Source organism: Bradyrhizobium vignae (assembly GCF_900324035.1).
Taxonomy (GTDB): domain Bacteria; phylum Pseudomonadota; class Alphaproteobacteria; order Rhizobiales; family Xanthobacteraceae; genus Bradyrhizobium; species Bradyrhizobium vignae.
Genome location: NZ_LS398110.1, coordinates 6,218,546 through 6,239,028, shown reverse-complemented (window position 1 = coordinate 6,239,028; position 20,483 = coordinate 6,218,546). Strand labels below are relative to the sequence as shown.

Sequence of the window (20,483 nt, the reverse complement as noted above, 5' to 3'; positions counted from 1 at the left end):
ATGAGCACAATCGTCCTGTCGAAAACCTCCGCTTACGACCGGGCCATGCAATTGTTCGGCGGCATGTGGTTCATGTTGCTGGCACTTGGCGTGGCCATCAAGCTCGGATCGTCGGCTGGGGATCCCTGGCCGTCGCTCCTGTCGAGTTTTTGCCTCGCCGTCTTCTACGTGCTGCTGGCGCTGTTGACCATCACGCGGTCGCCGGCAAAGGCGCAAGCGGATGGCCTCCTCCCGAGAATAGCGGCGTTCGTCGGCACCTACATGCCGTGGACAATCGCCTTCTTCGGCAAGACCGACCAAGCGCTGCCAAACCTGGCGTCCACTGCTTGCGTGCTGATCGGCATGATCATGATGCTGGTCACCATTCGGCATCTTGGTAGGTCATTCAGTTTGGTGCCGCAGGCGCGCAACGTGGTGCAAACAGGTCCGTATCGGTGGATCAAGCACCCACTCTACCTCGCGGAAGAAATCGCGGTGTTGGGCGTCGTGCTGAGAAACCCGACACCACTAACTGCGGCCTTGCTCATGCTGCATATCGGCGTTCAGATTTGCCGAATTTATTATGAAGAGGATCTGCTTCGGCGCAACTGCCCTGAGTACTCCGGTTACGAAGCATCGCGCTGGAGACTGATCCCCCATGTTTGGTGAGTGTTATTGATCCGGTCGACGACCGGAACGGCAAGTATCGGTCGAGGTAGGCTCATGAGCCACAAGAGGTCTTTCATCGCGGATCAACGCGGCGCTGTCGCGCTTGAGACAATGATCATCTACATTTTCTTGGCGTCGTTCCTACTTGTGCCGCTCGCCGACGTGACCGCCGCCGCCTTCCAGTTTGCCTCCGCCTGGGCGGCGTTGCGCTCCTTCGGGCAGTATGTGCAGTACTACAATCCGCTCGGCCCCGACGGCACAGTGACCTGGAGGCCGGGGCTACAGACAACAGTTGCCGGTTATCCGATCAGCAACATCCAGGTTATATGCGGCGACGCACGCGTTGCCTGCTCGTCAAGCAATATTGCTACTCCGAAGTATTTTACATTCACGACGACCGTCACTTTGGCCCCGATTGGGGCGCGCTTGCCTTTTTGGAGGTCGGTGCTGTGTCCCACCAGTTGTACGTACACGCTGCTTTACTCAGAACGCTTCCAATAGGTGCTTCTATGCGTGGTCTGCTCCATACCCGGCGAGGCTCAGCCGCCTTTGCAACAGCAATCGCCCTCGTGCCGCTCATCGGAGTGGTCTCACTCGGGGTCGAGGCCGGATCGTGGTACGCCACCAGGAAGAACGCGCAGAACGCCGCCGATGCGGCAGCCTATTCGGGTGCCTTGCGGCTTGCATGCACGATTGCTGGTGCGACGAACTGCGATCCACAGTCGGTGGATTATCGCGGCAAGGAATTCGCGGCACAGAATGCGTTTTGCAACTCAAATCCAAAAGACACCACGCCCTATCCCGACAGCCGGTGTGTGGCGAGCCTTCCAAGCAAAATCTCGCGGGCCGTGCAGATCGATATCGGCGATTATAGCGGCGACTACAATGCGGGCACGTTCACAACTCCACCTAAGGGTACCGGTAACGCCGTTCGCGCAATAATCAGCCAGCAACAGCCGGCCTACTTGGCGGCAGTACTGGGTTTTAAAACCGTCAACATCCCTGCCCAAGCCATTGCTCTGGTCCAGAACCCGACAAAACTGTGTGCGTTGGCACTTGGGCCTGGCTCGGGCGCACTTAAGCTTGGTGGCAACCTCAGCAACAACGGAACTGGCTGCGGGATGATGTCGGACACCACCGTTCAGTTTGCCAGCACGCCAACTTTCACGGGTTCGGGATGGGCGGTTTACGGTCAAACTGGCTGCACCCCAGTCAGTACATGCGGCAACATCGCTGTGACGCACAACTATTTTATGCCGAACGCAACCAATCCGCTTAGCAAGTTGAACAGCGAATCGTTCAACAGCAGGACTGGCAGTTCCGATCCGAAGACAAAGGTAACATGTCCCACCTCGCCAGCGCCGCCCGCCGGCACTAAGACTTGTTATACGACGTCCCCGAATGCTCCTCCTGCTACTGGGGCGTATGGAAACCTGACGGTGACGACCGGAGACTGGTTAAATTTCGCTCCAGGCACGTACGTCTTTTATAATGCGACAATAAAAATCAATGGCGGAACGGTCAACTGCACCGCCTGCACAAAGTGGCCGCCTGCTGGCACAGGTCTGGGCGTGACCCTGGTGTTGCTGGGAGATTCGAGCCTTTCCATCAGCGGCGGAACGGTTGCTCTCTCTGCTCCTGTTACCAATACTTTCTCGCCTGATCTGAACGGCGTCCTGATTGACGATCAGGCGCCGACGAAGTCCAGCAATGCCGTCACGATCAACGGCGGTGGTGCGGTCGCATTAGGCGGGGCGGTGTATTTCCCGTTCGTCGACGTTACCTGGAACGGAGGGACTCAAAGTTCAAACACGACGTGTTCAGAGGTGATCGCCAAAACACTCACCATGAGCGGAGGCGGCTTCCTGAGCACGGAAGGGTGTGGTCCCGTCGCTTACACCCAAGTTGTCGGTTTGGTGCAGTGATGAGAAAGCTCGACAATCGCGGTGCCGCGGCTTTCGAATTTGTCCTCGTCTTCGTAGCGCTTTTCACCTTGATATTTGCCATCTTCGATCTCGGGCGCTATGCGATTACCCTACAATCCTTGCGGACGCTCGCGAGCGCCGGCGCCCGGGCAACGATGATCAGGTGCTACGCACCTGACGTAACTAACAACAACACGTCACCCTCCGGCTGTACCGACATCAATACCTACCTGCCTGTCGCACAGAGGAAAAATGTTGCGCCTTTCCTGTATCTCGGCGGTCTCACGCCGACGATGACCGCGGGGTCCAGCAGCAACAATTTGACCATCACAGCTTCTCAAACAGCCTTTAAAATGCTGATGCCGATTTGGGGCACAAAACTCAATGCGCCGAGCGCGTCCACCATGATTCCCTTCTAGTGGTAGCATCCCACCATCCCGGAATGACGTGTGGATTTCGTCAAGCGGGCGAAAGTCGCGATTGTTCGAACAGATCTTCCGAAAATCGATAGGGGGCCTGCGGGGCAGCAGAGCAACACTGGGAACTCGTCGGAAGTTCCGCTGCGGGAAGGTCCGAGCGGGCCAAAGGTGGTGCTCCCTGGCAACATTGCAAACTTTTCTATGTCGTCGCCGCAATGCGGTAAGCGTCTCTTCTTGCAGGAGGCGGCGTCTGTGATGATGATCTCGGAAATACGAAGTAACGATTTGTAGTTGGACAGATTGTAAGCTCTCCGATGGTGCGCGGAGGCGAACTTTTGGGGACATCGAGTATGTGGATTCGCGGCGATAGCCGTGGATCGCATCGGGGGGACTCGGATGAGTGGCGGTCGCGTTTCGGGTATTAAGGTAGGGAAGCTTCTCACCTTTGGCGTGATCGCTCTAGGCGCGACGCTCGCCTCGTCTACTGACCGTACGGAAGCTGCAGACCGGCGGGGCTCCTCCGGCGGCGTGATCGTCAGCGAAATGAACGACGTCCAGCGGGTCAAGGTCGTCGTCAACAAGTCGCGCACCTTCAAGGTCGACACACCCTTTGCGACCATCGTGGCGGGCTCGTCCGACATCGTCGACGTGAAGTCACTGAGCGATCATCTGATCTACGTCCAAGGCAAGCAGACCGGCACCACCAACGTCATCCTGCTCGACTCCTCGATGAAGCAGATCGGGATCCTCGACGTCGAGGTCGTGATCGATACCGGCAATCTGCAGCAGAACATCCGCAGCAGCACTGGCGGACACGGGATCCGCGTCTCGGCGTCCGAGGGGCAGGTGGTGCTCAGCGGAACGGCGGCCGACGCGGTTACGGCCGAGCGGGCCATGGCGATCGCCACCAGCACGGTTGCGAAGGGAGGCACTGTCGTCAACGCCATGAGCGTCGCGGCCCCGCAGCAGGTGATGCTGGAGGTGCGCTTTCTCGAGGTCTTTAGGCAGGCTGGCCGCGACCTCGGTGTGAACCTTTACGCAGCGAACGCCAATGGAACCAATGTCGCAAATACCGGGCGTGGCGGAGTACTGACTGGCGCGACCGGCCGGCAACCTATCGGAGGCGTCAATGGCGATGTCGGTGCTCCCCCAACGGGCAGCCTTCCGGTACTTGGAACATTGAATACGCTTATTGGCACTGCGGGCGGTGTAGCTCCGGCACCGTTCGGAAGCTTGTTGACCAGTATCGTCCGAACGAGCAACGGCGGCTCGGTGGACTTGTTGATCTCGGCGCTGGAAACCAAGGGATTGGCTCGCCGGTTAGCGGAGCCGAACTTGACCACGCTTTCCGGCGATGCCGCCCGCTTCCTGGCCGGCGGCGAGTTTCCGGTACCGATACCGACCCAGACGTCGAACGGTTTTCCCACCATCACCATCGACTACAAGAAGTTCGGTGTTGAGTTGGCCTTCGTGCCTACCGTTCTTTCGCGGGGGGTGATCAACCTTCGAGTCGAGCCTTCGGTCAGCGAACTTGATTTCAGCAATGCGATCACCATTCAGGGGACGACCGTTCCAGCATTGACCCGCCGCGATGCGCGCACGACGGTCGAACTGCGCGACGGCCAGAGTTTTGCAATTGCCGGCCTGCTACAGACCCGTAATCGCCAGGACGTTTCGCAATTGCCATGGATTGGCTCGGTGCCCGTGCTTGGAGCCTTGTTCGGCAGCAAGTCGTACCAGCAGGAGGAAACCGATCTCGTCATCATCGTGACGCCGCGGCTGGTCGCGCCGGCGGCACCCGGCCAGCAACTGGCCTCACCGCTCGATTCGCGCCTTCCGGCCAACGACGTCGATTTCTTCCTCAACGGCCAGATGGAAGTCCGCAAGCGGTACGATGATTATGTCAATTCGGGTGGCGACGTGAAGGGACCGTACGGGCACATCATCGCTCCTGAAGTCAGGGCGCCCGTTGTAGCTCCGGCCGCTGCCGTCGAGCAGCCGGTCGTGAAAACACTCAACTGAGAGCAAGCGGGAGATGACCATGAGGTATCTGGCTCTGTTCGCACCGCTCCTGCTCGGGGGATGTTACGGGGTGGCCGGTCATGACGAGGTGGACCGCTACTTCCAGCGTTCCGACACCATCACGATGAGTGCCGGCAATGCCAAAGAGGTCAACGCCGTCACCCATACGATCCATCCATGGCCGCGATACGTCGGTGATCGCAGGATCGCCCACGACGCCCGGCGCGTAGGTGCCGCGGTCACACGCTACGGCAAAACGCAACAGCCGGTGGATCAGCTCCCCGATAATGGTGATCCGACGAAACAAATGGGCGTGCGGACGTTACCGACGCAGAACGTCAACATCGAGGGATTGGGCGCAGGTACGTCAGCCGGCGTCTCGGTACCGGTCGGCGCGGCCGGGGCCAGGTAACGGGGCCGGAAGTGAATTTTTGTTTGCGAACGGCGCAGCGGGTTCGCTGGGCCGCGGGGGATGAAGATTGATGCGGCGCATCATTTTAATGCTGACCTGTTGCTGGTTGGCGCTGGGCCTTGCGGCCTGTGACTACACGACGAGGGAAGCCGCAATCGTGGCCCCCGTGGATCCGCCGGGCGGCGACCCCGTGCAGGAGCCGACCGACGTCAAGTACTACCCGTCGGACGAACCCGTGCGGCTGGGGCTTGAGCATTTCAACCGCGGCAGTTACGGGCTGTCCCAGCGTTATTTCAAGGACGCCGTCGAGAAATCACCGAAGGACGTGACGGCCTGGATCGGGCTCGCCGCAAGCTATGACCGCCTCCGCCGGTTTGACCTCGCGGATCAGGCCTATGCCCGTGCGATCCGGCTGGGAGGCGAAACCGTTCAAATCCTGAATGATCAGGGGTATTCGTACATGCTGCGCGGCAATCTGAGTGCGGCGCGACGGAAGTTCGAAAAGGCTTATTCGCTCGATCCAGGTAATCCGGTCATCGCCAACAACCTCGAGCTTCTCAACGGCAGCCGGCGCTTCATTGAAAGGCCGCCGAACAACCAGCCCTAGCGATTGTCTCGGTAAGTACACGCGTCTGCATCCGGTCGAGGCGCGTGTAAGCCGCCTGCCGCGTTGGGCGTGTTTCTGACGCTTGTCCAGCCCCAGCTGACCGCATCGATGCGACCATCATAAGGTGGTGCAATTTGGCGCACCGCGCTCGACACAGGCGGGGTTGGCCGCGAGGTATGATCTGATACGCCGGTCGTTTCAGGTCAGGCTCGACAGGCTGGCAACGCAGGCCCGAGTCGCCGCGCTCGCCTTGGCAATCTTCTCAGCGGCCCAAATGAAAACCGCCGCTACCGTTTGCTCGGCGCGGCGGTTGATGGTTGAGGGCGTCTGGGTTGCGGTTAGCCCGTCGCTCCGGCACGTTACCGCACGTACCAATATCCCCACCAGCGCTGGGACACCGGCCGCGCCGCTGCCTTCATGGCTGCGACTTCCTCGACCGGGCGCAGCTGGGGGCCATAGATCGCGGGCGGATAGACATCATCCCACAGCACGAGTCCGCCTTGGACGGCGGCTGCACGATGATGGCCCGGAGCAACGGAGAGCTCGGCGGCGGACGCCACGGATGCCGACAAGGTGAGGCCGAGAGCAGACAAGGCAATGGATGGAATAAGGGCACGGAAGTTCATTGGATTAATCCCTCTCAGAATGAGATGCGAAATAATGCGACGGGTCCCTTACGGTTGCAAGAGCATCGGCCGACGGATCGACCCCAATCTCCCGTTGCGGAGGCGCGCGGTCTCGCGACGCACGCCTGCTCGGCCGCGACGGGTCTGGACATGTCAGGCTGCGAGAAACGTCTCTCTTGCGTCTCTCTTATATGGAGCGGCACTCATATGGAGCGTCCGATGATTGCCGCCGGGCGAGGCGAGATGCAGCAGTGCCGCCAGACCTGGCTGCCTAGAAGAGATCGCAGGTTGAACAATCTTTCGGCGTCGAGGAGTCTTCGAGAACCATGATGTCGACACACTGCTCGCTCTTGATAGGAGGCGTACGATCCAGGACGACTCCCATGACTTCTGCGTTTGTCTCCGCTTCCATCTTTGGTGCTGGCCTCATTCTGGGATACGCGCTGCGCGCCTGGCGCGTCCAACGAAGAACCGTGAACTCATCCTGCGGCGCCTCACGCCGTACGTCCGAGCCCGCTCCCACCTCGACGTTCGGCCACGCCCGACGAGCCTTCTAGGCATCGTCCAATTCGTTGCAGCATCCAGCCTCATACTGGAACGTTGGGACATGATGAAATGAGTGGGCCCAAGAAGGATGCGCCGCGACGCTATATCGTGGACGGCGCCGGACAGCGCGTGCTCGTTGGTTTGACGATCTCGGAAACGATCGAGTTCGAAGCGCTGGACAAGCCGGACACCCGCCCTGGCGCAGACTTGCTTGGAGAGGCGGCTCGTGTCCGTGAGGCCAAGCATGACAAACGTTGGGCGGAACTCTACGTCAAGCACGAGCGAGCCTGGAGCGACTGGATGGCCCAGACGCGTGCGCGTCTGGAGAAGCCGCCTTTGCTCAACTAGGGCACGATAACACCAAGGCCACTGCATCGTTGCCGCGAAGCCATCTCGCCCGTTAGTGGCAGGTAGGGAGGCCTCATATCACACCGCGATCATGCGGCTTCCCTGGATGCTCATCAGGGTGAGGTTGCCGGTCGCATAGGCGCCGGTGTCGATGTTGACGCGATTGGCCATGAACTCCGCGCTGCGGACCGGCGTGTGACCATGGACGATATACTTGCCGAAATGCTCCTCGCTCCGCAGGAATTCCTCGCCTATCCAGAGCAGATCGCGCTCGGTCTGCGCGGCCAATGGAACGCCTGGGCGCACGCCAGCGTGGACAAAGAAGAAGTCTCCGCAACTGAAGCTCAGCCGCAGATTGTCCAGGAATTCCAGGTGCTCGGTCGGCATGGCGCGAATCAAATCGCGCAGGATCGATGCCGGCTCGTCGCGCTTGAGATCCGGCGGCGCAAGCCCGTATGACATCAATGTCTGGGTCCCGCCGAAGGCAATCCAGTCCTCGAACAGTGAAGGATCTTCGAAAACCCTCACCAGAAAGGCCTCGTGATTGCCCTTGAGGAAAACCGCATTTCCCCGGCGGCTCCGCTCGACCAGGATGTCGAGGGTGGAGCGCGTATCCGGGCCGCGGTCGATGTAATCGCCCATGAAGACTTCGACGGCATAATGCGGCCGGCTGCGGGCGACGTCGGCATCGACCACCCGCAGCATGGGCTCGAGCAAATGCGCGCAGCCGTGAATATCCGAGATCGCGTAGATGCGAACTCCGTCCGGCAATTGCGGCTTGGGAATGGAGGAGTGTGGTCGCGCGAGGGATTTCATGGCGCTCATCGATCGGGTGGTCGAAAAGTTATCCCCAAGTCGCCGGCACCGGAGAGCTTCCATCCAACACGAACAACGTGAATTCGGTGGGGCCGCGACTTCGTTCTCCGACCTGATCATGCCAAAAGAAGGGCGGCATTTTTTGCCGACCTTGTTTGTGGCGGACTGCAGGAACAAGATCGGTCCGCAGGAATTGCATCACTGTCCCGAAGTGTGCGGCAAAGCTGCATGACTCGTGGAATCTTCATATTCAGCCACAGATAGAAATCCGAAGAAATTCTCGCAGCCGACTCTGTGTGCTTCGGCGGGAGCAATGCAGCGCCTCAAAGTTGAGCGGAGAGGCGCATCGGATGCGGAACTTGAGTCAAAATAGGGCACTCCGTTCACTCGTATGTCAGCACTGTGACGACATTTTCAGCGCTTCGAATTTCGCTGCGTACTTCAACACGACGCATCGTCCGTGCGCCGCAAAAGTTTTGCGTGCAGCGCCACAATGTCGCTGCGATCACTCAACACTTTCGCGCGGGGAATTGACGAGTCTTCAGCATCACGATGAGCGTCAGGCACTCTCTCGATAGGCAGAGGTTCGAATGGCTGTTGCAACTTATGGTTCTGAAAACGCCCATGCGCTTTCATCTGCGCGCGGCAGCGCTCTTCAGAGGCCTTTTCAGATCGTCGTCATCGCTACTGACTTTCTGTTGATCCTGTTGAGCTATGCGGCGGGAGCTTCGCTGTATGGTGTGGCTATCGCTTCGCCTGCCGACGGCGCATCGGTGGGAGCCGGGTTGTTCGTGGGCGTGGTGTTCGTCGGGATCGCCTATTTCCGCGACGTCTATTCCACGCACCGCCTGCTCAATCTCGTATGGCAGCTTCGAATGGCGGCGTTCATTTGGCTGACGTCGCTCACGATCCTGGCCGTCGCGGCCTTCCTGCTGAAATCGACCGACAATCTATCGCGCGGCACCGTCATCGTCTTCGCCGTGATCGGCGGGCTTGGCCTGATCAGCCTGCGCTTCGTCTGGCAGGCCGTGTTCGGCACGAGCTTTGCGCGAAGCCGGTTGGTCGATCGCAAGGTGATCCTGCTCAGCCTGAAGCCGCTCGACTTCACCTCGAGCCGATTCAAGGATCTGCGCAGGAATGGCTTCGACGTCATGCGCCATTTCGTGCTCGGAGACGACCGGGATGATGGCCAGTGGGAGCGACAGATTCGCGACGTCATCCGTCAGTCGCGCTCGGCTGACGTCGATGAATATCTGCTTGCGATCGACTGGAACGAATTGCCGATGCTGCGCAAGCTGGGGCCATACTTGCGCGCCGTCCCGCAGCCCATTCGCCTGCTGCCGGACGACCCGGTTGCTGACCTCGTGACCCGTCCCTTTTTGCCGGTCAGCGGAACCGTCGCGGTCGAGATCCAGCGACCGCCGCTCACAATTCTCGAACGGCTGCAAAAGCGCTGTCTCGACGTCGGCGTCGCTCTGTTCGCGCTCGTGCTGCTGACGCCGCTGCTGCTGACAGTTGCCATGCTGATCAAGCTGGATTCACCTGGAAACGTCATATTCCGGCAGTCGCGCCGCGGCTTCAACGGCCGGCCGTTTGAGATCTGGAAGTTTCGAACCATGACCGTTTGCGAGAATGGTGAGACGGTGACACAGGCGACGAAGAAGGATGCCCGTGTCACAAAAATTGGGCGTTTCCTCCGCATGACGAGCATCGACGAGCTGCCGCAGCTCTGGAACGTGCTGCGTGGGGACATGTCACTGGTCGGACCGCGTCCGCACGCGCTCGCCCACGACAACTACTACGACGAGCTCATCAGCAAGTATGTCTACCGCCATCACATGAAGCCGGGCTTGACGGGCTGGGCCCAGGTGAACGGATTCAGGGGGGAAACGCCGACGATCGATCTGATGGAGAAGCGGGTCGAGTACGATGTCTGGTACGTCAGCAACTGGAGCATCTGGCTCGACCTGAAGATCATGGCCCGCACCGCGTCCGCAGTGATGTTCCAGGAAGCCTACTAGTCGCTTGATGTCTCAACCGCCTGAGAGCGCTGACCCGAGGCGCCTCAGGTTCCATTGCGCGGCGGCTTGCCGAGGAGCCGCATGATCGCATCGCGCAGGGCAAGCAGCGGCGGCACGAGCACGAAGAAGGCCCCCATTGCAAGGGAGACGATGACGTGGCGGATTGAGAAAGGTTCGTCCTGCTCGATCTCGCGCCGGCTTGGCTCGATGGGCGCCGGTGAGAGCCTCGTTGCCATGGGCTGCCGAAGCGGCTTGCGCGGGGGGATCACGACCAATACGAAGAGAATGTTGAGCAAAACCCAAATAGTCAAAATCGTAAGGACGATCAGCATCCGAGCCCACCGGAAAAGAGCTGTGAGTGAGTATGGGCCGAGATTAGCCCCGGGGAACCGAGAAGGAAAGATGCCTAAAGTTTCGTCATTTTGAGGCATCAAGCCCGGATTGTCCCGTCTTAGCGACAGATGGTTGCCCATGGCGCACCGTCTTGGTCAATCCTTGCTTTTGGCTAGAGCAATAACTGCAAGTTGTGGATTCCGGATGAATACGGACGTCCAAGCAGCTGGGCACGATCTCCGACCGTCCGACGGGCTCGGGCTGTCTCGCGTGCAAGGCGCGCTCGCTCGCCTTCAAGCGACAATTCCACGAAACAAGAATAAGGCCCGCTGCCGAATGGCAGCGGGCCCGAGGTCGTTCCAGTTCGGCTGGGCGCGTCGCCGCGCCTCCGCCTAGGCGTGCTCGACGTAGTAGCTGTTGTGGTGCTTACCCTTGTAGGCCTCGATGCGCTTGAGCATCTTCGGATTGGCGCGGTTGAGCACGGCACCGAGCAGTTTCTTCTGGAGCACCTCCGACCCCGAAACCGACTCTTGAAGAGCGCTTCGTGTCGTCTGCCCCCATTCGATGACGTAGACCATGGCATCGATCAGGAGGCTGACCGCCTTGGAGTCCGCCACCGGCATCACCGGGGCAAGATCGATCACGATATACTCATAGTGCTCTCTCAGCACCTTGAGCAGCTCGGCCATCGCCTTCGATCCAATCACGTCGGCCGAATTCACCATGCGGGAAGCCACGACGGAGGGAAGGAAATCCAGTCCCGTCTCCTTGCTCCGCTGCACGTGGTAGCCGAGGCTCGCGGGGTCGTTGAGCGCCTCCACAAGTCCGCTCTTGGCGTTGGGCGCGAGCTCTCGCGTCAGCGAGCGCGTGTGCAGGTCGCCGTCGATCAGCACCGTGCGATGCCCCGTGAGAGCGATCAATTGCGCGAAATTCGCCGCGACGGTCGTTTTTCCTTCCTTGGGAAGGGAAGAGACGATGCCGATCACCTTGATCTCGCGGGTCAGGCGCGCAACGTCGATCGACACCTTGATGTTGCGCAACGTCTCGGCAAACCGCGAGAACGGATGATCGACGACATAGCGAGATATATCGGATGCGCCGGTCTTCGCGGCTGGACCGATATCGGGCAGGACGCCGAGGCACTTCACGCCGAGCTCATCCTCGACCTCGCCGGGAGTCCTGAGCACGTCGCTCAGCAGTTCACGCGCAAATGCGACACCGAAGCCGAGACAGAGGCCGCCCACCAGGCCGCCAACGAGCGCCAGGACCGTGCGCGGTGAGCTCTTTTGGTCCGGATTCGTGGCGGTGCTGATGAGACGCGCCTCGCTGAGCGGGAAGCTCTGGTTTTGCGTCGCGCTTTGCAGCTTTTCGAGGAAGTTGTTGTAGAGATTGCGATAGGTGTCGGCGGCGCTTTCGAGATCGCGCAGCTTGACCTCGGCCTGGCCGGTGTGACCGGCCTGGGCAACGAGGTCCTTGACGTTCTTCTCGAGCGACGCCTCGCGGCTCTTTGCGATCTCATAATCGCTGCGATAAGCATCCCCGATCCGATGCAGCTCGTCGGCGATGTTCTTGCGCAGCTCGTCCATCTTGTTGGCCAGATTGACCGCCGCAAGGTGAGTCTTGCCATAACGCCTGGACCAGTCGGCATATTGGGCCTGGAGGTCGAGATATTGGGCGCGCAGGCGGGTGATGACCGAATTGTTGAGAGCGTCCGTCACCGTCGGCTGCGCGAGATCCTGGTCGGAGATCGCCTCGATCCGGTCGAGCCGGGCCTTGGCCTCGGCCGTCGCAGCCCGCGCTTGAACCAGCTGCGTATTCAGGTCCGACAATTGCTGCTCGGACATCAGGCCGCGGCTGGTTCCGACGATGTTGTGCTCGGCCTTGAAGGTCTGCACGGCGCGGTCGCTGGCCGTTGCCTGCTCGCTCAGCTCGAGGCTGCGCTGCTGAAGCCATTCGGTTGCCCGCTTGGTGGACTGATATTTGGCTTCCAGCGCGCCGACAAGATAGGCATTGGCGATGGCGTTGGCGATCTTGGCGGCCTTGTCGGGGGTCCGTGCGCGATAGTTCAACGAGAGAACATATGTCGTCAGGACGCGCTCCGTTCGCAGGTTCTTCTGAACCTGCTCGACCACGGCATGTTCGATTCGTTCCTGGGTCGGCGGTTCACCGGACCCAAACAGCGAACTCACCTTGCCGATGATGAGGGAGAGAAGGCCCGGATTGGAACCTTTGAACTCCGGATCCTCCGTGAGCTTCAGACGACGAACGACGGACAGAATCAGGTCGTCCGAGTTGATGATTTCGACCTGACTGTCGACATAGCCGGTGTCGATCAGGGCGCTGTTGGTGTTGCTGTCCTTGTCCAGCACCTGTGCCTGACGCGTGTCCATCATGATGCGGGCATTCGCCGTATACATGGGTTGCGCCGTGATCAGGTAGACCATCACCAGCGCCAACGAAGCGCCGGCGCATGCCGCAATGATTGGCCATTGGCGGCGTAGCACGTCGGCCACGCGCTCGAAGCTGAGCACGGCCCCGCCGAATTCGATGCCGAACCGGTGTCCCGACTGGAAATGTTCTCTAGGCTGGTACATTTGCTAATTCGCTGCCTTTGACGATCACTGATCAATTCGGAAGGGGAACGGGCTTGAAGGGGTCGGCCAACTTGGTCTTCCATTCGCCGTCGAGCAGCGCTCCGCCTCGCGGCGGCCGCGCAAGACCCTTGCTCTGCGATTGGGCCTGCTGGGGGCCCGAGTTGTCCTCTCCCGCTGCGGAATAGCCTGATTGCACGTTGAGATCGCCGATCCGCTGCGCGAAATCCCTGATCTTGCGGGCTGCGTCGGGCTTCGTCGACGTGCACCGCTCTTCGGCGATCCGCAGCGCGGCGCCGATGGCCGACCGATCGCTTGAAGCCGATGCGGAGATGAGCGTCTGCACGGAGGGCAACACCGATGGATTGGTCGCGATGAGAGCCGAGAGCCGATATCTCAGCTTCTCCTTGTCATTGCGCAGTCGCTCCAGAAGCGAAGACGGCGACTTGACGAAGGTGTCTAGTTCGAGCTGCGAGGCGCGGTCAGAAAATTCGACGCACTGGGCGCGGCAAGCATCGCTGCTCGAAACGATCAGCGCAGAACCTATCAAAACAGTCGATAGCCATCGCGGCTGTGCATGACGACGTGTTAGTCCGCGGCCCATCCGTGTTCCTTGCTTCTGTTGCAATAGGAGAACACGCGAAACTTGGCAGGTAACTGTGTCATCTTTTTGTGCGGCGCAAACTGATGCACGATCGTCGACGACGAACAACGTTGCTCAACTTTGCGCCGGTTGCAAAAGCACGATTTGCAATGCCTGCGAGATTGGCATGTCGCGCTCATGGATGTTGCAGCTTGAAAACATATCAGGCACTCGCAGACCCGCGGGTCGCAAAACCGACACAAGTCACGGCGCGCTTGTATTGTTCCCTCGGACAAAAGAATTTTTGCTGCGACATCCATACGCAGACAGACCAATGTGTTGGGAATGGCCTCTACCGCAACAGCGCCGAATTTCGCGCACACTTTCCACGCAAATACTCGCAATCATCACAGCTGATGGAATTTGCGCCCGAAGCACGCGGCGCCTCAAACAAAAAGTGGCGTGAAGTTGGCGCTCACATGTCCGAATGATCTACGAGCATTGAAAGTATCGTCGGTCGTCATGCATCGCGTGCGAGTCCGTGGATCGCAGAGATTGAACACGCGCGAGACCTGATCCACACTGCTGCGGTGCAATAGCTATGGAATGTTGATGTGACGGAGTTGGTTCATCGTGAGAAGGCGCATGTCCTGCCGCTCGACAGCATTCGGGGGATCGCCGCGACTTCGGTGGTGATTCACCACCTTCTGCTGATGCCGACTTTCCTCGCGGCGTTCCCGCACAATGCGTGGATCAACTGCTCGTTCTTCAGAAGCGCCTGGCTGCTGGTCGATTTGTTCTTCGTTCTCAGCGGGATCGTCATGTCGCTCAGCTACGTCGAGAGCGACTTCGGGCGCTTCTCGCTGCGCGAGTTCATGGTGCGGCGCCTGGCAAGGGTCTATCCGCTGCACATCGTCATGCTGATGGCCAATCTGTTGTTCCGCCTCGTGCGCATCAGTCTGGTCATGGCGGGTGTCGTGGTGGCTGCGCCGGCGGCCTTCGAGGTGAACAACGCCTATTCCTTCGTGCTCAACGTCCTGCTGCTGCACTCCATGGGGTTCATCGACTATCTCAGCTGGAATGCGCCGAGTTGGAGCATCAGCGTCGAGTTCTACACCTATCTGGTATTCGGCCTTGTCGTCCTGTTTGCCCAGCGCATGCGTTCGCTGTTGTGGTTCTACGGTCTCTGCGGGCTGCTTGCGGTCGGGAGCCTCGTCTTCATCATTTTCGGGCTCGACAAGAGCAGCCTCGGGCTTCAGACCGACTTCGGCATCCTGCGCTGCTTCGTGAGCTTCTTTCTGGGCGTGCTGACGGTGCGGATCGTCGATCGGCTGCCGGCCATGCCGGGCCCTGCGGTCCAGGGCATGGTGCAGTTCGTCGCCATGATCGCCAGCATCGTCCTTGTGTCGGTGGCGGAGACCAATCCCGCGGCGACCTTCCTCGCGCCGGTGACGTTCGCGATCTTCCTCGGCAGCTTACTCGCGTTTCCGGATGCGATGCTGGTGCCGCGGTTGCTGGTGGCAGGGCCACTGGTCTGGCTCGGGCGCCGCTCCTACTCGATTTACATGGTGCACGCGCTCGTGGTGCTGCTGGCCGAGTATTTCGTGCGCGCGCTCGGGCCGGGCGGATCGCCGCGCTCGATTCGGTCTGGGCCGGTCTGCCCGCAACGCTGAATCTCGTCGTCTCACTTGCCGCCGTGCTGGCGGTGTCGCACTTCACCTATCTCTACGTCGAAATCCCTGGCGGCAGGCTGATGCGGAACGCTCTTGGCAGCCGGTCCGATTTCTCGGCTTCCCCGGCGCCATCGGCGCGGCCGACGAACTGAGCCGGACATGACCATCCTCACGCTGAACCGTCCCCGAATCACGCTGATCAGCCTCAACATCGAGGCGATCGCGCTCGGCGTCTATCTGGTCCGCGACGCCTTCGGCGGCGTGATCCGCTACTACACCAGCATCTATCACATGGATCCGCTGTGGTATCTGCCGGACGCAGTTGCGCTTCTGTGCCTCGTCCAGTTCTTCGTCCATTGCATCCTGCGCAATCGCAGCACCCTGGCCCTGCTGGTCTTCGTGCAGATCATGCTGTCGCTCGTGCTCGGCTATTTCATGCTGGGGACGATGAACGCAGCGATCTCGTCCTTCAAGATGATGCTGCCGGTGTTCGTCGGATTCTGCTTCTGCGATTCGAGTCTGGGCTCATACCGAAAGCTTCTGTCGGTCATCGCCGTGACCTTCTATTTGTCCGTGATCGGCGTTTTCCTGACGAAATTCTACGCGATGCCTTGGGTGGGCTACAAATACGAATCCTTCGGCGCGGTACGGGAGGCCGGCCGGTTGTGGTGGGCCTATGGCGGCGACGACCAGCGCCTGATGGGCTTTGCGGCCGACAACACCATGGCCGCCTTCTTCATCCTGGTATCGTTCGCAATCACGTCAATCCGCAAGAGCACGTCCTGGTGTATTGGGGCCGGATCGATCGCTATTTATGTGGTTTGGCTGACCACCAGCAAGACGACATTCATTGTCCTGTCGTTCTATTTGTTGCTCCTGCTTCTTGTACGAATGTTGCCGGAGCGGTCTCGCTTTTTGGCTGTTCGGGGCATCGCGTTGTGGTCGTTTGCTGCGATCCTGATTCCGCTCTTCATGATCCTGCTCGCGTCAGGCACGCCGGCGGTCCCGCACTCGACGCTGTACAGCATTCTTGATCGCATCAACAACAGCTGGCAATTGCCCTTCGTCTACATGACTCAGCTGATGCCGATCGGGTTGGTGACGGGTTGCGGTGCGGGCTGCTTCAACTATCCGCAGCAGCTGTTCTCGCCGCTCGCGTCGTTTTGGGTGCCCGTCGACAATTTCTACATCGGGACGTACCTGATGTTCGGTCTCCCCTTCGTCGCGTTCATGGTGATGGTGTTCCGGGCGACGTTCGGTGCGACCGACGTGTACAAGCTGACGCTGCTCTTCGTCGTCAACCTGTTCACGATCACGGTCTTGAATTACGGCCCGGCCTCCGGCCTGCTGATCATCGCATTGAGTTTCAGCGAAGTGTTCTCGCGGCGCGCGACCTCTGCACGTGGGGCCGACGCCGTGCCAATCGTCATGCGGCCTCCGATGCGGCCACTGGATGGCTTCAGCCCGGATCTGCCGGCGGCGAGCGGAAGCAGGTGAGAACGAACGATGCATAGACGGCTCGCATTCATCGACACGCTGCGCGGCATTGCCGTGCTGTCGGTCCTGGTCCAGCACGTGTTCGAGTTGATCGTCGAGAAACACCCGACGGGCGCCTATTACTGGCCCATCCACGACGTGTTTGGCTACTACATGAACTTTGGCCGGTTCGGCGTCGTGTTGTTCTTCTTCGTCAGCGGCTTCGTCATTCCGTTCAGCTTTCCGGACAGCACCACGCCCGTGCGGGATTTTACGATCAGCCGCTTCTTCCGTCTCTATCCGGCCTACTGGACGTCGCTCCTGGTCGGGCTCGTGACGATGCAGCTCTTGGAGTCGAAAGTCTATCCGCTGGGGCAGGTCGCCGCCAACGTGACGATGTTGCAGACCTTCGTGAACGTCCCGAACCTCTGGGTGTTCTACTGGACGCTGGCGATCGAGCTGCTGTTCTACGTCGGGTGCACGATTCTCTTTGCGATGGGGTTGCTGAACCAGCGCTTCACGGCGGTGACGATCGTCGTTGCGGCCGCGCTGGTCGGAACCACCGCCGCGCTCATGATCGAGAACAGGACCGTCTCCTCGGTGATGGAGGTCGGGTTGAACCTGTCGGCCATGTTCCTGGGCAAGATCATCCGCGACACCGTCGTCGGCAGCAAACTGCGCTGGACCCACGTGGCCGTCTGCACGCTTCTGTATGCGATCTTCGCCGCCACCCTGTCCGATCGGCGGTTCGGAGGCGTGTATCACGAGAATTTCTTCTACAGCTATTCGATCGGATCGGCCTATGTCTGCGCGGCGCTGGTCTTCATCGCCTTTGCCGTGTTCGGCGAGCGAATGGCGTGGCGCCCGATGGCGTTCGTTGGCGTGATCAGCTATTCGGTCTACCTGATGTCGCCATTCGTGATCGTCGCCGTCCATCGCCTCGTTTGGTTCGGCAACGGGCCGCTGGGATGGTCGCTCTTCCTGGCCGTGATCCTGGCGTTGTCGATCCTGGTCAGCTGGATGACTTACGCCTTCGTCGAGAAACCCTGCATTTCCTTCGGGCACAGGTTCCGCTCGGCGCGACGGAAGCCGGTCGTGCTCGAGCCCGCCCTCAGCACCCAGGGTGCCGCGGAGTGATCAAGACACCGCACCAGCCGGGCGCCGCCTATGACGGATCGTTCGTTCCGTCGGTCCAGGGCCTGCGGGGCATCGCCGCGCTGAGCGTGCTGATGGATCATTTCTACGACATGCCGAAGGGCGGCATGTACGACATCCCGGACCCCGGCTTCCTGCCACCGCTCTGGTCCTGGCTGCAATCGGCGATCAATGTCGGCGGGCACGGCGTCGAGCTGTTCTTCATGATCAGCGGATTCCTGATCCCGGCGAGCCTGGTGCGGCACGGGTCGCTGTCGCGGTTCTTCTTCGATCGCGTCCTGCGCATCATGCCGGTGTTCGTCGTGCTGCATCTTGCGTTGTTCGCGATCGGTCCGATCGTGGCCTACAAGTTCTTCCGCGGCATCGATCTGAGCAGCTATCTCGCAATCTTTGCGGCCAATCTGTTCTTCGTGCAGGACGCGCTCGGCCTGCCCATTGCCCAGCAGAATGCCTGGACGTTGACCTATGAGTGGGCGTTCTACATCTGGTTTGCGCTGACGTTCTCGACCTGGCGCACCGGGGGCAGATTGCTGGCGGCACCTTTGCTCTTGCTTGGCATCGCCTGCCTGATGCGCTGGCCGATCACCGCCTTCTTCTGCATCGGCATGCTGTTCAGCGCCACCGGATTCCGCATCTCGATTCCGGGGCGTGCCGGCTTGCTCGCCGGCCTTGCCTGCGGAGCGGCGCTGTATGCGAGCCTGGTGCTGTTTCATCCCTTCGTCGGTCTAATTCCCGGATTTCTGCTGTTCGGCATGGTGCTTGCTCCGGACTCCGGCATCGGCAAAGCTCTGAGCACACCGGCCCTGCAGTATGTCGGCAAGATCAGCTACAGCCTCTATCTCGTGCACCCCTTCGTGCTCTTCCCCTTGCAGATGATCGGCCTGAAGCTGGTCGCCGTCGGCGTGGATCGCTGGCTGCTGTGGGCCGCCTTCATCGGGCTCGGGCTCGTGATGTCACTCGTTGCGAGCGCGATCAGCTATGAATTGATCGAGGTCAGGCTGAGGCGATTGCTGGACGGTGCGATCCGCAGCATGTTCTTTCGACCGCAGGTCGAGCAATCGGTTTGAGAGGCCGCCTGTCGCGGTCAGCTCACGGTGCGGACAGCGAGCCGGTGATAGGACCCGAGTAGCTGCTCGGCGATGCGATCCCAGTTCAAGAGTCCGGCTGCGGTCTGCCGCGCGCCTTCGGTCAATGTCGCGGTTAGAGGCTTGGAGGTCAGCACGCGTTCGAGGGCGTCGGCCAATGCCGTGGCGTCGCCGGGCGGAACCAGCAGTCCGTTGACGCCATCCGTCACGACGTCGGGAATGCCGCCGGTCGCACTGGCGACGACGGGCCGGGAATTGCCATAGGCGGAAGCAAGCACGCCGCTCTGCGTTGCGTCCTTATAGGGCAGGGCAACAACTGTGGCGGACTGAAACAGTCGTCCGGTATCTGCGGGCGAGATATAGGCGTTGATGGTCTTGACCGTCGGCATCGCCTCCATTCGCGCGCCGAGCCGTGTCATCTCGGGGCCGCGGCCGGCGACGATCGCTTCATGGGCGACACCGCGCTTGGCCAACATGTCGATCGCATCGATGAAGACGTCGAGACCCTTGTAAGCCCACATCCGCCCAAAAAACAGGATGCGTGCAGCTTCAGGCGCGGTGACCGCACCTCCGGCCGGCGGCACCATGAGCACGCCGTGCATGCTGGAGACCGTTTCGCCTTTGAAGTCGGGCGAGGCGCGGCGAAAATCGACAATACAGCTCTCGCCATGCGTGGTGACGACCGATGCGGCTGCGCGCATGCGCCCGCGCCAGGCATCTTCACGTGGCGAGGTGCCGGAGCCGCCTTCCGAATGCGGAATCGCATCGTGAACCGTCAGCACCAGCGGAATGCCAAGCGGACGGAGAAACTGGATCAGCTTGGACGTGTAGATCTCCGGAACTTCGTGACAATGAATCACGTCGGGACGAAACGAAATTATGTCCAGGAACGAGGCCGGGATGCCGATCGCCCCGCCGCGGCGCAGGCTCAAGTCACGAATTCTCGTCTCAAACGGAGCCGTCACGGCGATATCGGCCAATTCCCATTGCTGATTGGCGTCTTTGCGGTTGAGCACCAGCCGGACGTCGCAATGGCGGGCCAATCCCGACGCGAGACGGTAGGAATATTCCGCAAAATGTGGTGCGTAGATCGCCACACGCAAACGTGGACTCTGATGGGCAACAGTGCCGTGCACGGTGATCTCCTGGTTCCCTGACCTTCCTAGATCAGATGATCCTCAACGCCTGATGATGCCG

The 20,483-nt window shown here is 60.4% G+C and carries 19 protein-coding genes; 13 read left to right on the top strand and 6 right to left on the bottom strand.

Translation table 11 applies throughout. From position 1 onward, the window contains the following. From BRAD3257_RS30350 to BRAD3257_RS30320, 7 genes are all read left to right on the top strand, one after another. Entirely contained in the window at positions 1 to 648 is a 648-nt protein-coding gene (locus tag BRAD3257_RS30350; RefSeq protein WP_122404939.1) for a methyltransferase family protein, read from the top strand. Between the two features lie 54 nt (positions 649 to 702). Continuing rightward, entirely contained in the window at positions 703 to 1,149 is a 447-nt protein-coding gene (locus tag BRAD3257_RS30345) for a hypothetical protein (RefSeq protein WP_122404938.1), read from the top strand. An 8-nt stretch (positions 1,150 to 1,157) separates the two neighbouring features. Beyond that, positions 1,158 to 2,573: a pilus assembly protein TadG-related protein gene (locus BRAD3257_RS30340; RefSeq protein WP_122404937.1), complete on the top strand. Its 1,416-nt coding sequence runs from the start codon at positions 1,158 to 1,160 to the stop codon at positions 2,571 to 2,573. Continuing rightward, positions 2,573 to 2,992 carry a TadE family protein gene (locus BRAD3257_RS30335; RefSeq protein WP_244607741.1) on the top strand — a complete coding sequence of 140 codons (420 nt, stop codon included), beginning with the start codon at positions 2,573 to 2,575 and terminating at the stop codon, positions 2,990 to 2,992. Before BRAD3257_RS30340 ends, BRAD3257_RS30335 begins: the two co-directional genes overlap by 1 nt. Before the next feature lie 396 nt (positions 2,993 to 3,388). Next, entirely contained in the window at positions 3,389 to 5,014 is a 1,626-nt protein-coding gene (locus BRAD3257_RS30330; RefSeq protein ID WP_122404935.1) for a type II and III secretion system protein family protein, read from the top strand. Between the two features lie 13 nt (positions 5,015 to 5,027). Next, positions 5,028 to 5,426, top strand: coding sequence for a hypothetical protein (locus BRAD3257_RS30325; RefSeq protein WP_122404934.1), 399 nt, complete (start codon positions 5,028 to 5,030; stop codon positions 5,424 to 5,426). Between the two features lie 70 nt (positions 5,427 to 5,496). Then, the gene (locus BRAD3257_RS30320) at positions 5,497 to 6,033 is read left to right on the top strand and encodes a tetratricopeptide repeat protein (RefSeq protein ID WP_122404933.1); all 537 of its coding nucleotides are present in this window, start codon (positions 5,497 to 5,499) and stop codon (positions 6,031 to 6,033) included. A 359-nt stretch (positions 6,034 to 6,392) separates the two neighbouring features. On the opposite strand, the gene BRAD3257_RS30315 is transcribed toward BRAD3257_RS30320, so the two are convergent. Then, a complete protein-coding gene (locus tag BRAD3257_RS30315; protein ID WP_122404932.1) occupies positions 6,393 to 6,659 on the bottom strand; it encodes a hypothetical protein in 267 nt (88 codons plus the stop codon). Positions 6,660 to 7,274: 615 nt separating this feature from the next. Between BRAD3257_RS30315 and BRAD3257_RS30310 the strand changes: the two genes are divergently transcribed. Next, entirely contained in the window at positions 7,275 to 7,553 is a 279-nt protein-coding gene (locus BRAD3257_RS30310) for a hypothetical protein (protein WP_174221597.1), read from the top strand. 78 nt (positions 7,554 to 7,631) lie between these two features. Here the strand turns inward: BRAD3257_RS30310 and BRAD3257_RS30305 are convergent, their stop codons facing one another. Further along, positions 7,632 to 8,369, bottom strand: coding sequence for a metallophosphoesterase (locus BRAD3257_RS30305; RefSeq protein WP_122406834.1), 738 nt, complete (start codon positions 8,367 to 8,369; stop codon positions 7,632 to 7,634). A gap of 590 nt (positions 8,370 to 8,959) precedes the next feature. Between BRAD3257_RS30305 and BRAD3257_RS30300 the strand changes: the two genes are divergently transcribed. After that, entirely contained in the window at positions 8,960 to 10,390 is a 1,431-nt protein-coding gene (locus tag BRAD3257_RS30300) for an undecaprenyl-phosphate glucose phosphotransferase (RefSeq protein WP_122404930.1), read from the top strand. Positions 10,391 to 10,434: 44 nt separating this feature from the next. Here BRAD3257_RS30300 and BRAD3257_RS30295 read toward each other — a convergent pair whose 3' ends face one another. The 3 genes from BRAD3257_RS30295 to BRAD3257_RS30285 all read right to left on the bottom strand — a co-directional run bounded on the left by BRAD3257_RS30295 (position 10,435) and on the right by BRAD3257_RS30285 (position 14,026). Next, a complete protein-coding gene (locus BRAD3257_RS30295; RefSeq protein WP_122404929.1) occupies positions 10,435 to 10,722 on the bottom strand; it encodes a hypothetical protein in 288 nt (95 codons plus the stop codon). A gap of 393 nt (positions 10,723 to 11,115) precedes the next feature. Continuing rightward, positions 11,116 to 13,317 carry a Wzz/FepE/Etk N-terminal domain-containing protein gene (locus BRAD3257_RS30290; protein WP_122404928.1) on the bottom strand — a complete coding sequence of 734 codons (2,202 nt, stop codon included), beginning with the start codon at positions 13,315 to 13,317 and terminating at the stop codon, positions 11,116 to 11,118. A gap of 31 nt (positions 13,318 to 13,348) precedes the next feature. Then, entirely contained in the window at positions 13,349 to 14,026 is a 678-nt protein-coding gene (locus BRAD3257_RS30285) for a hypothetical protein (RefSeq protein ID WP_244607740.1), read from the bottom strand. A 485-nt stretch (positions 14,027 to 14,511) separates the two neighbouring features. Here BRAD3257_RS30285 and BRAD3257_RS30280 point away from each other — a divergent pair, with 485 nt between their 5' ends. The 4 genes from BRAD3257_RS30280 to BRAD3257_RS30265 all read left to right on the top strand — a co-directional run bounded on the left by BRAD3257_RS30280 (position 14,512) and on the right by BRAD3257_RS30265 (position 19,268). Continuing rightward, positions 14,512 to 15,570, top strand: coding sequence for an acyltransferase family protein (locus BRAD3257_RS30280; RefSeq protein WP_244607739.1), 1,059 nt, complete (start codon positions 14,512 to 14,514; stop codon positions 15,568 to 15,570). A 159-nt stretch (positions 15,571 to 15,729) separates the two neighbouring features. Beyond that, positions 15,730 to 17,067 carry a hypothetical protein gene (locus BRAD3257_RS30275; RefSeq protein WP_122404927.1) on the top strand — a complete coding sequence of 446 codons (1,338 nt, stop codon included), beginning with the start codon at positions 15,730 to 15,732 and terminating at the stop codon, positions 17,065 to 17,067. A gap of 9 nt (positions 17,068 to 17,076) precedes the next feature. Then, positions 17,077 to 18,183, top strand: coding sequence for an acyltransferase family protein (locus BRAD3257_RS30270; protein ID WP_122404926.1), 1,107 nt, complete (start codon positions 17,077 to 17,079; stop codon positions 18,181 to 18,183). Beyond that, entirely contained in the window at positions 18,180 to 19,268 is a 1,089-nt protein-coding gene (locus BRAD3257_RS30265) for an acyltransferase family protein (protein ID WP_122404925.1), read from the top strand. The genes BRAD3257_RS30270 and BRAD3257_RS30265 overlap by 4 nt, the downstream gene beginning before the upstream one ends. A 17-nt stretch (positions 19,269 to 19,285) precedes the next feature. Here the strand turns inward: BRAD3257_RS30265 and BRAD3257_RS30260 are convergent, their stop codons facing one another. After that, a complete protein-coding gene (locus BRAD3257_RS30260) occupies positions 19,286 to 20,422 on the bottom strand; it encodes a glycosyltransferase family 4 protein (RefSeq protein ID WP_244607738.1) in 1,137 nt (378 codons plus the stop codon). Between the last annotated feature and the right edge of the window lie 61 nt (positions 20,423 to 20,483).

Coding starts and splice junctions, on each gene's coding strand:
- BRAD3257_RS30350 (WP_122404939.1), top strand. CDS start 1: ATGAGCACAATCGTCCTGTCGAAAACCTCCGCTTACGACCGGGCCATG.
- BRAD3257_RS30345 (WP_122404938.1), top strand. CDS start 703: ATGAGCCACAAGAGGTCTTTCATCGCGGATCAACGCGGCGCTGTCGCG.
- BRAD3257_RS30340 (WP_122404937.1), top strand. CDS start 1,158: ATGCGTGGTCTGCTCCATACCCGGCGAGGCTCAGCCGCCTTTGCAACA.
- BRAD3257_RS30335 (WP_244607741.1), top strand. CDS start 2,573: ATGAGAAAGCTCGACAATCGCGGTGCCGCGGCTTTCGAATTTGTCCTC.
- BRAD3257_RS30330 (WP_122404935.1), top strand. CDS start 3,389: ATGAGTGGCGGTCGCGTTTCGGGTATTAAGGTAGGGAAGCTTCTCACC.
- BRAD3257_RS30325 (WP_122404934.1), top strand. CDS start 5,028: ATGACCATGAGGTATCTGGCTCTGTTCGCACCGCTCCTGCTCGGGGGA.
- BRAD3257_RS30320 (WP_122404933.1), top strand. CDS start 5,497: ATGCGGCGCATCATTTTAATGCTGACCTGTTGCTGGTTGGCGCTGGGC.
- BRAD3257_RS30315 (WP_122404932.1), bottom strand. CDS start 6,659: ATGAACTTCCGTGCCCTTATTCCATCCATTGCCTTGTCTGCTCTCGGC.
- BRAD3257_RS30310 (WP_174221597.1), top strand. CDS start 7,275: ATGAGTGGGCCCAAGAAGGATGCGCCGCGACGCTATATCGTGGACGGC.
- BRAD3257_RS30305 (WP_122406834.1), bottom strand. CDS start 8,369: ATGAAATCCCTCGCGCGACCACACTCCTCCATTCCCAAGCCGCAATTG.
- BRAD3257_RS30300 (WP_122404930.1), top strand. CDS start 8,960: ATGGCTGTTGCAACTTATGGTTCTGAAAACGCCCATGCGCTTTCATCT.
- BRAD3257_RS30295 (WP_122404929.1), bottom strand. CDS start 10,722: ATGCTGATCGTCCTTACGATTTTGACTATTTGGGTTTTGCTCAACATT.
- BRAD3257_RS30290 (WP_122404928.1), bottom strand. CDS start 13,317: ATGTACCAGCCTAGAGAACATTTCCAGTCGGGACACCGGTTCGGCATC.
- BRAD3257_RS30275 (WP_122404927.1), top strand. CDS start 15,730: ATGACCATCCTCACGCTGAACCGTCCCCGAATCACGCTGATCAGCCTC.
- BRAD3257_RS30270 (WP_122404926.1), top strand. CDS start 17,077: ATGCATAGACGGCTCGCATTCATCGACACGCTGCGCGGCATTGCCGTG.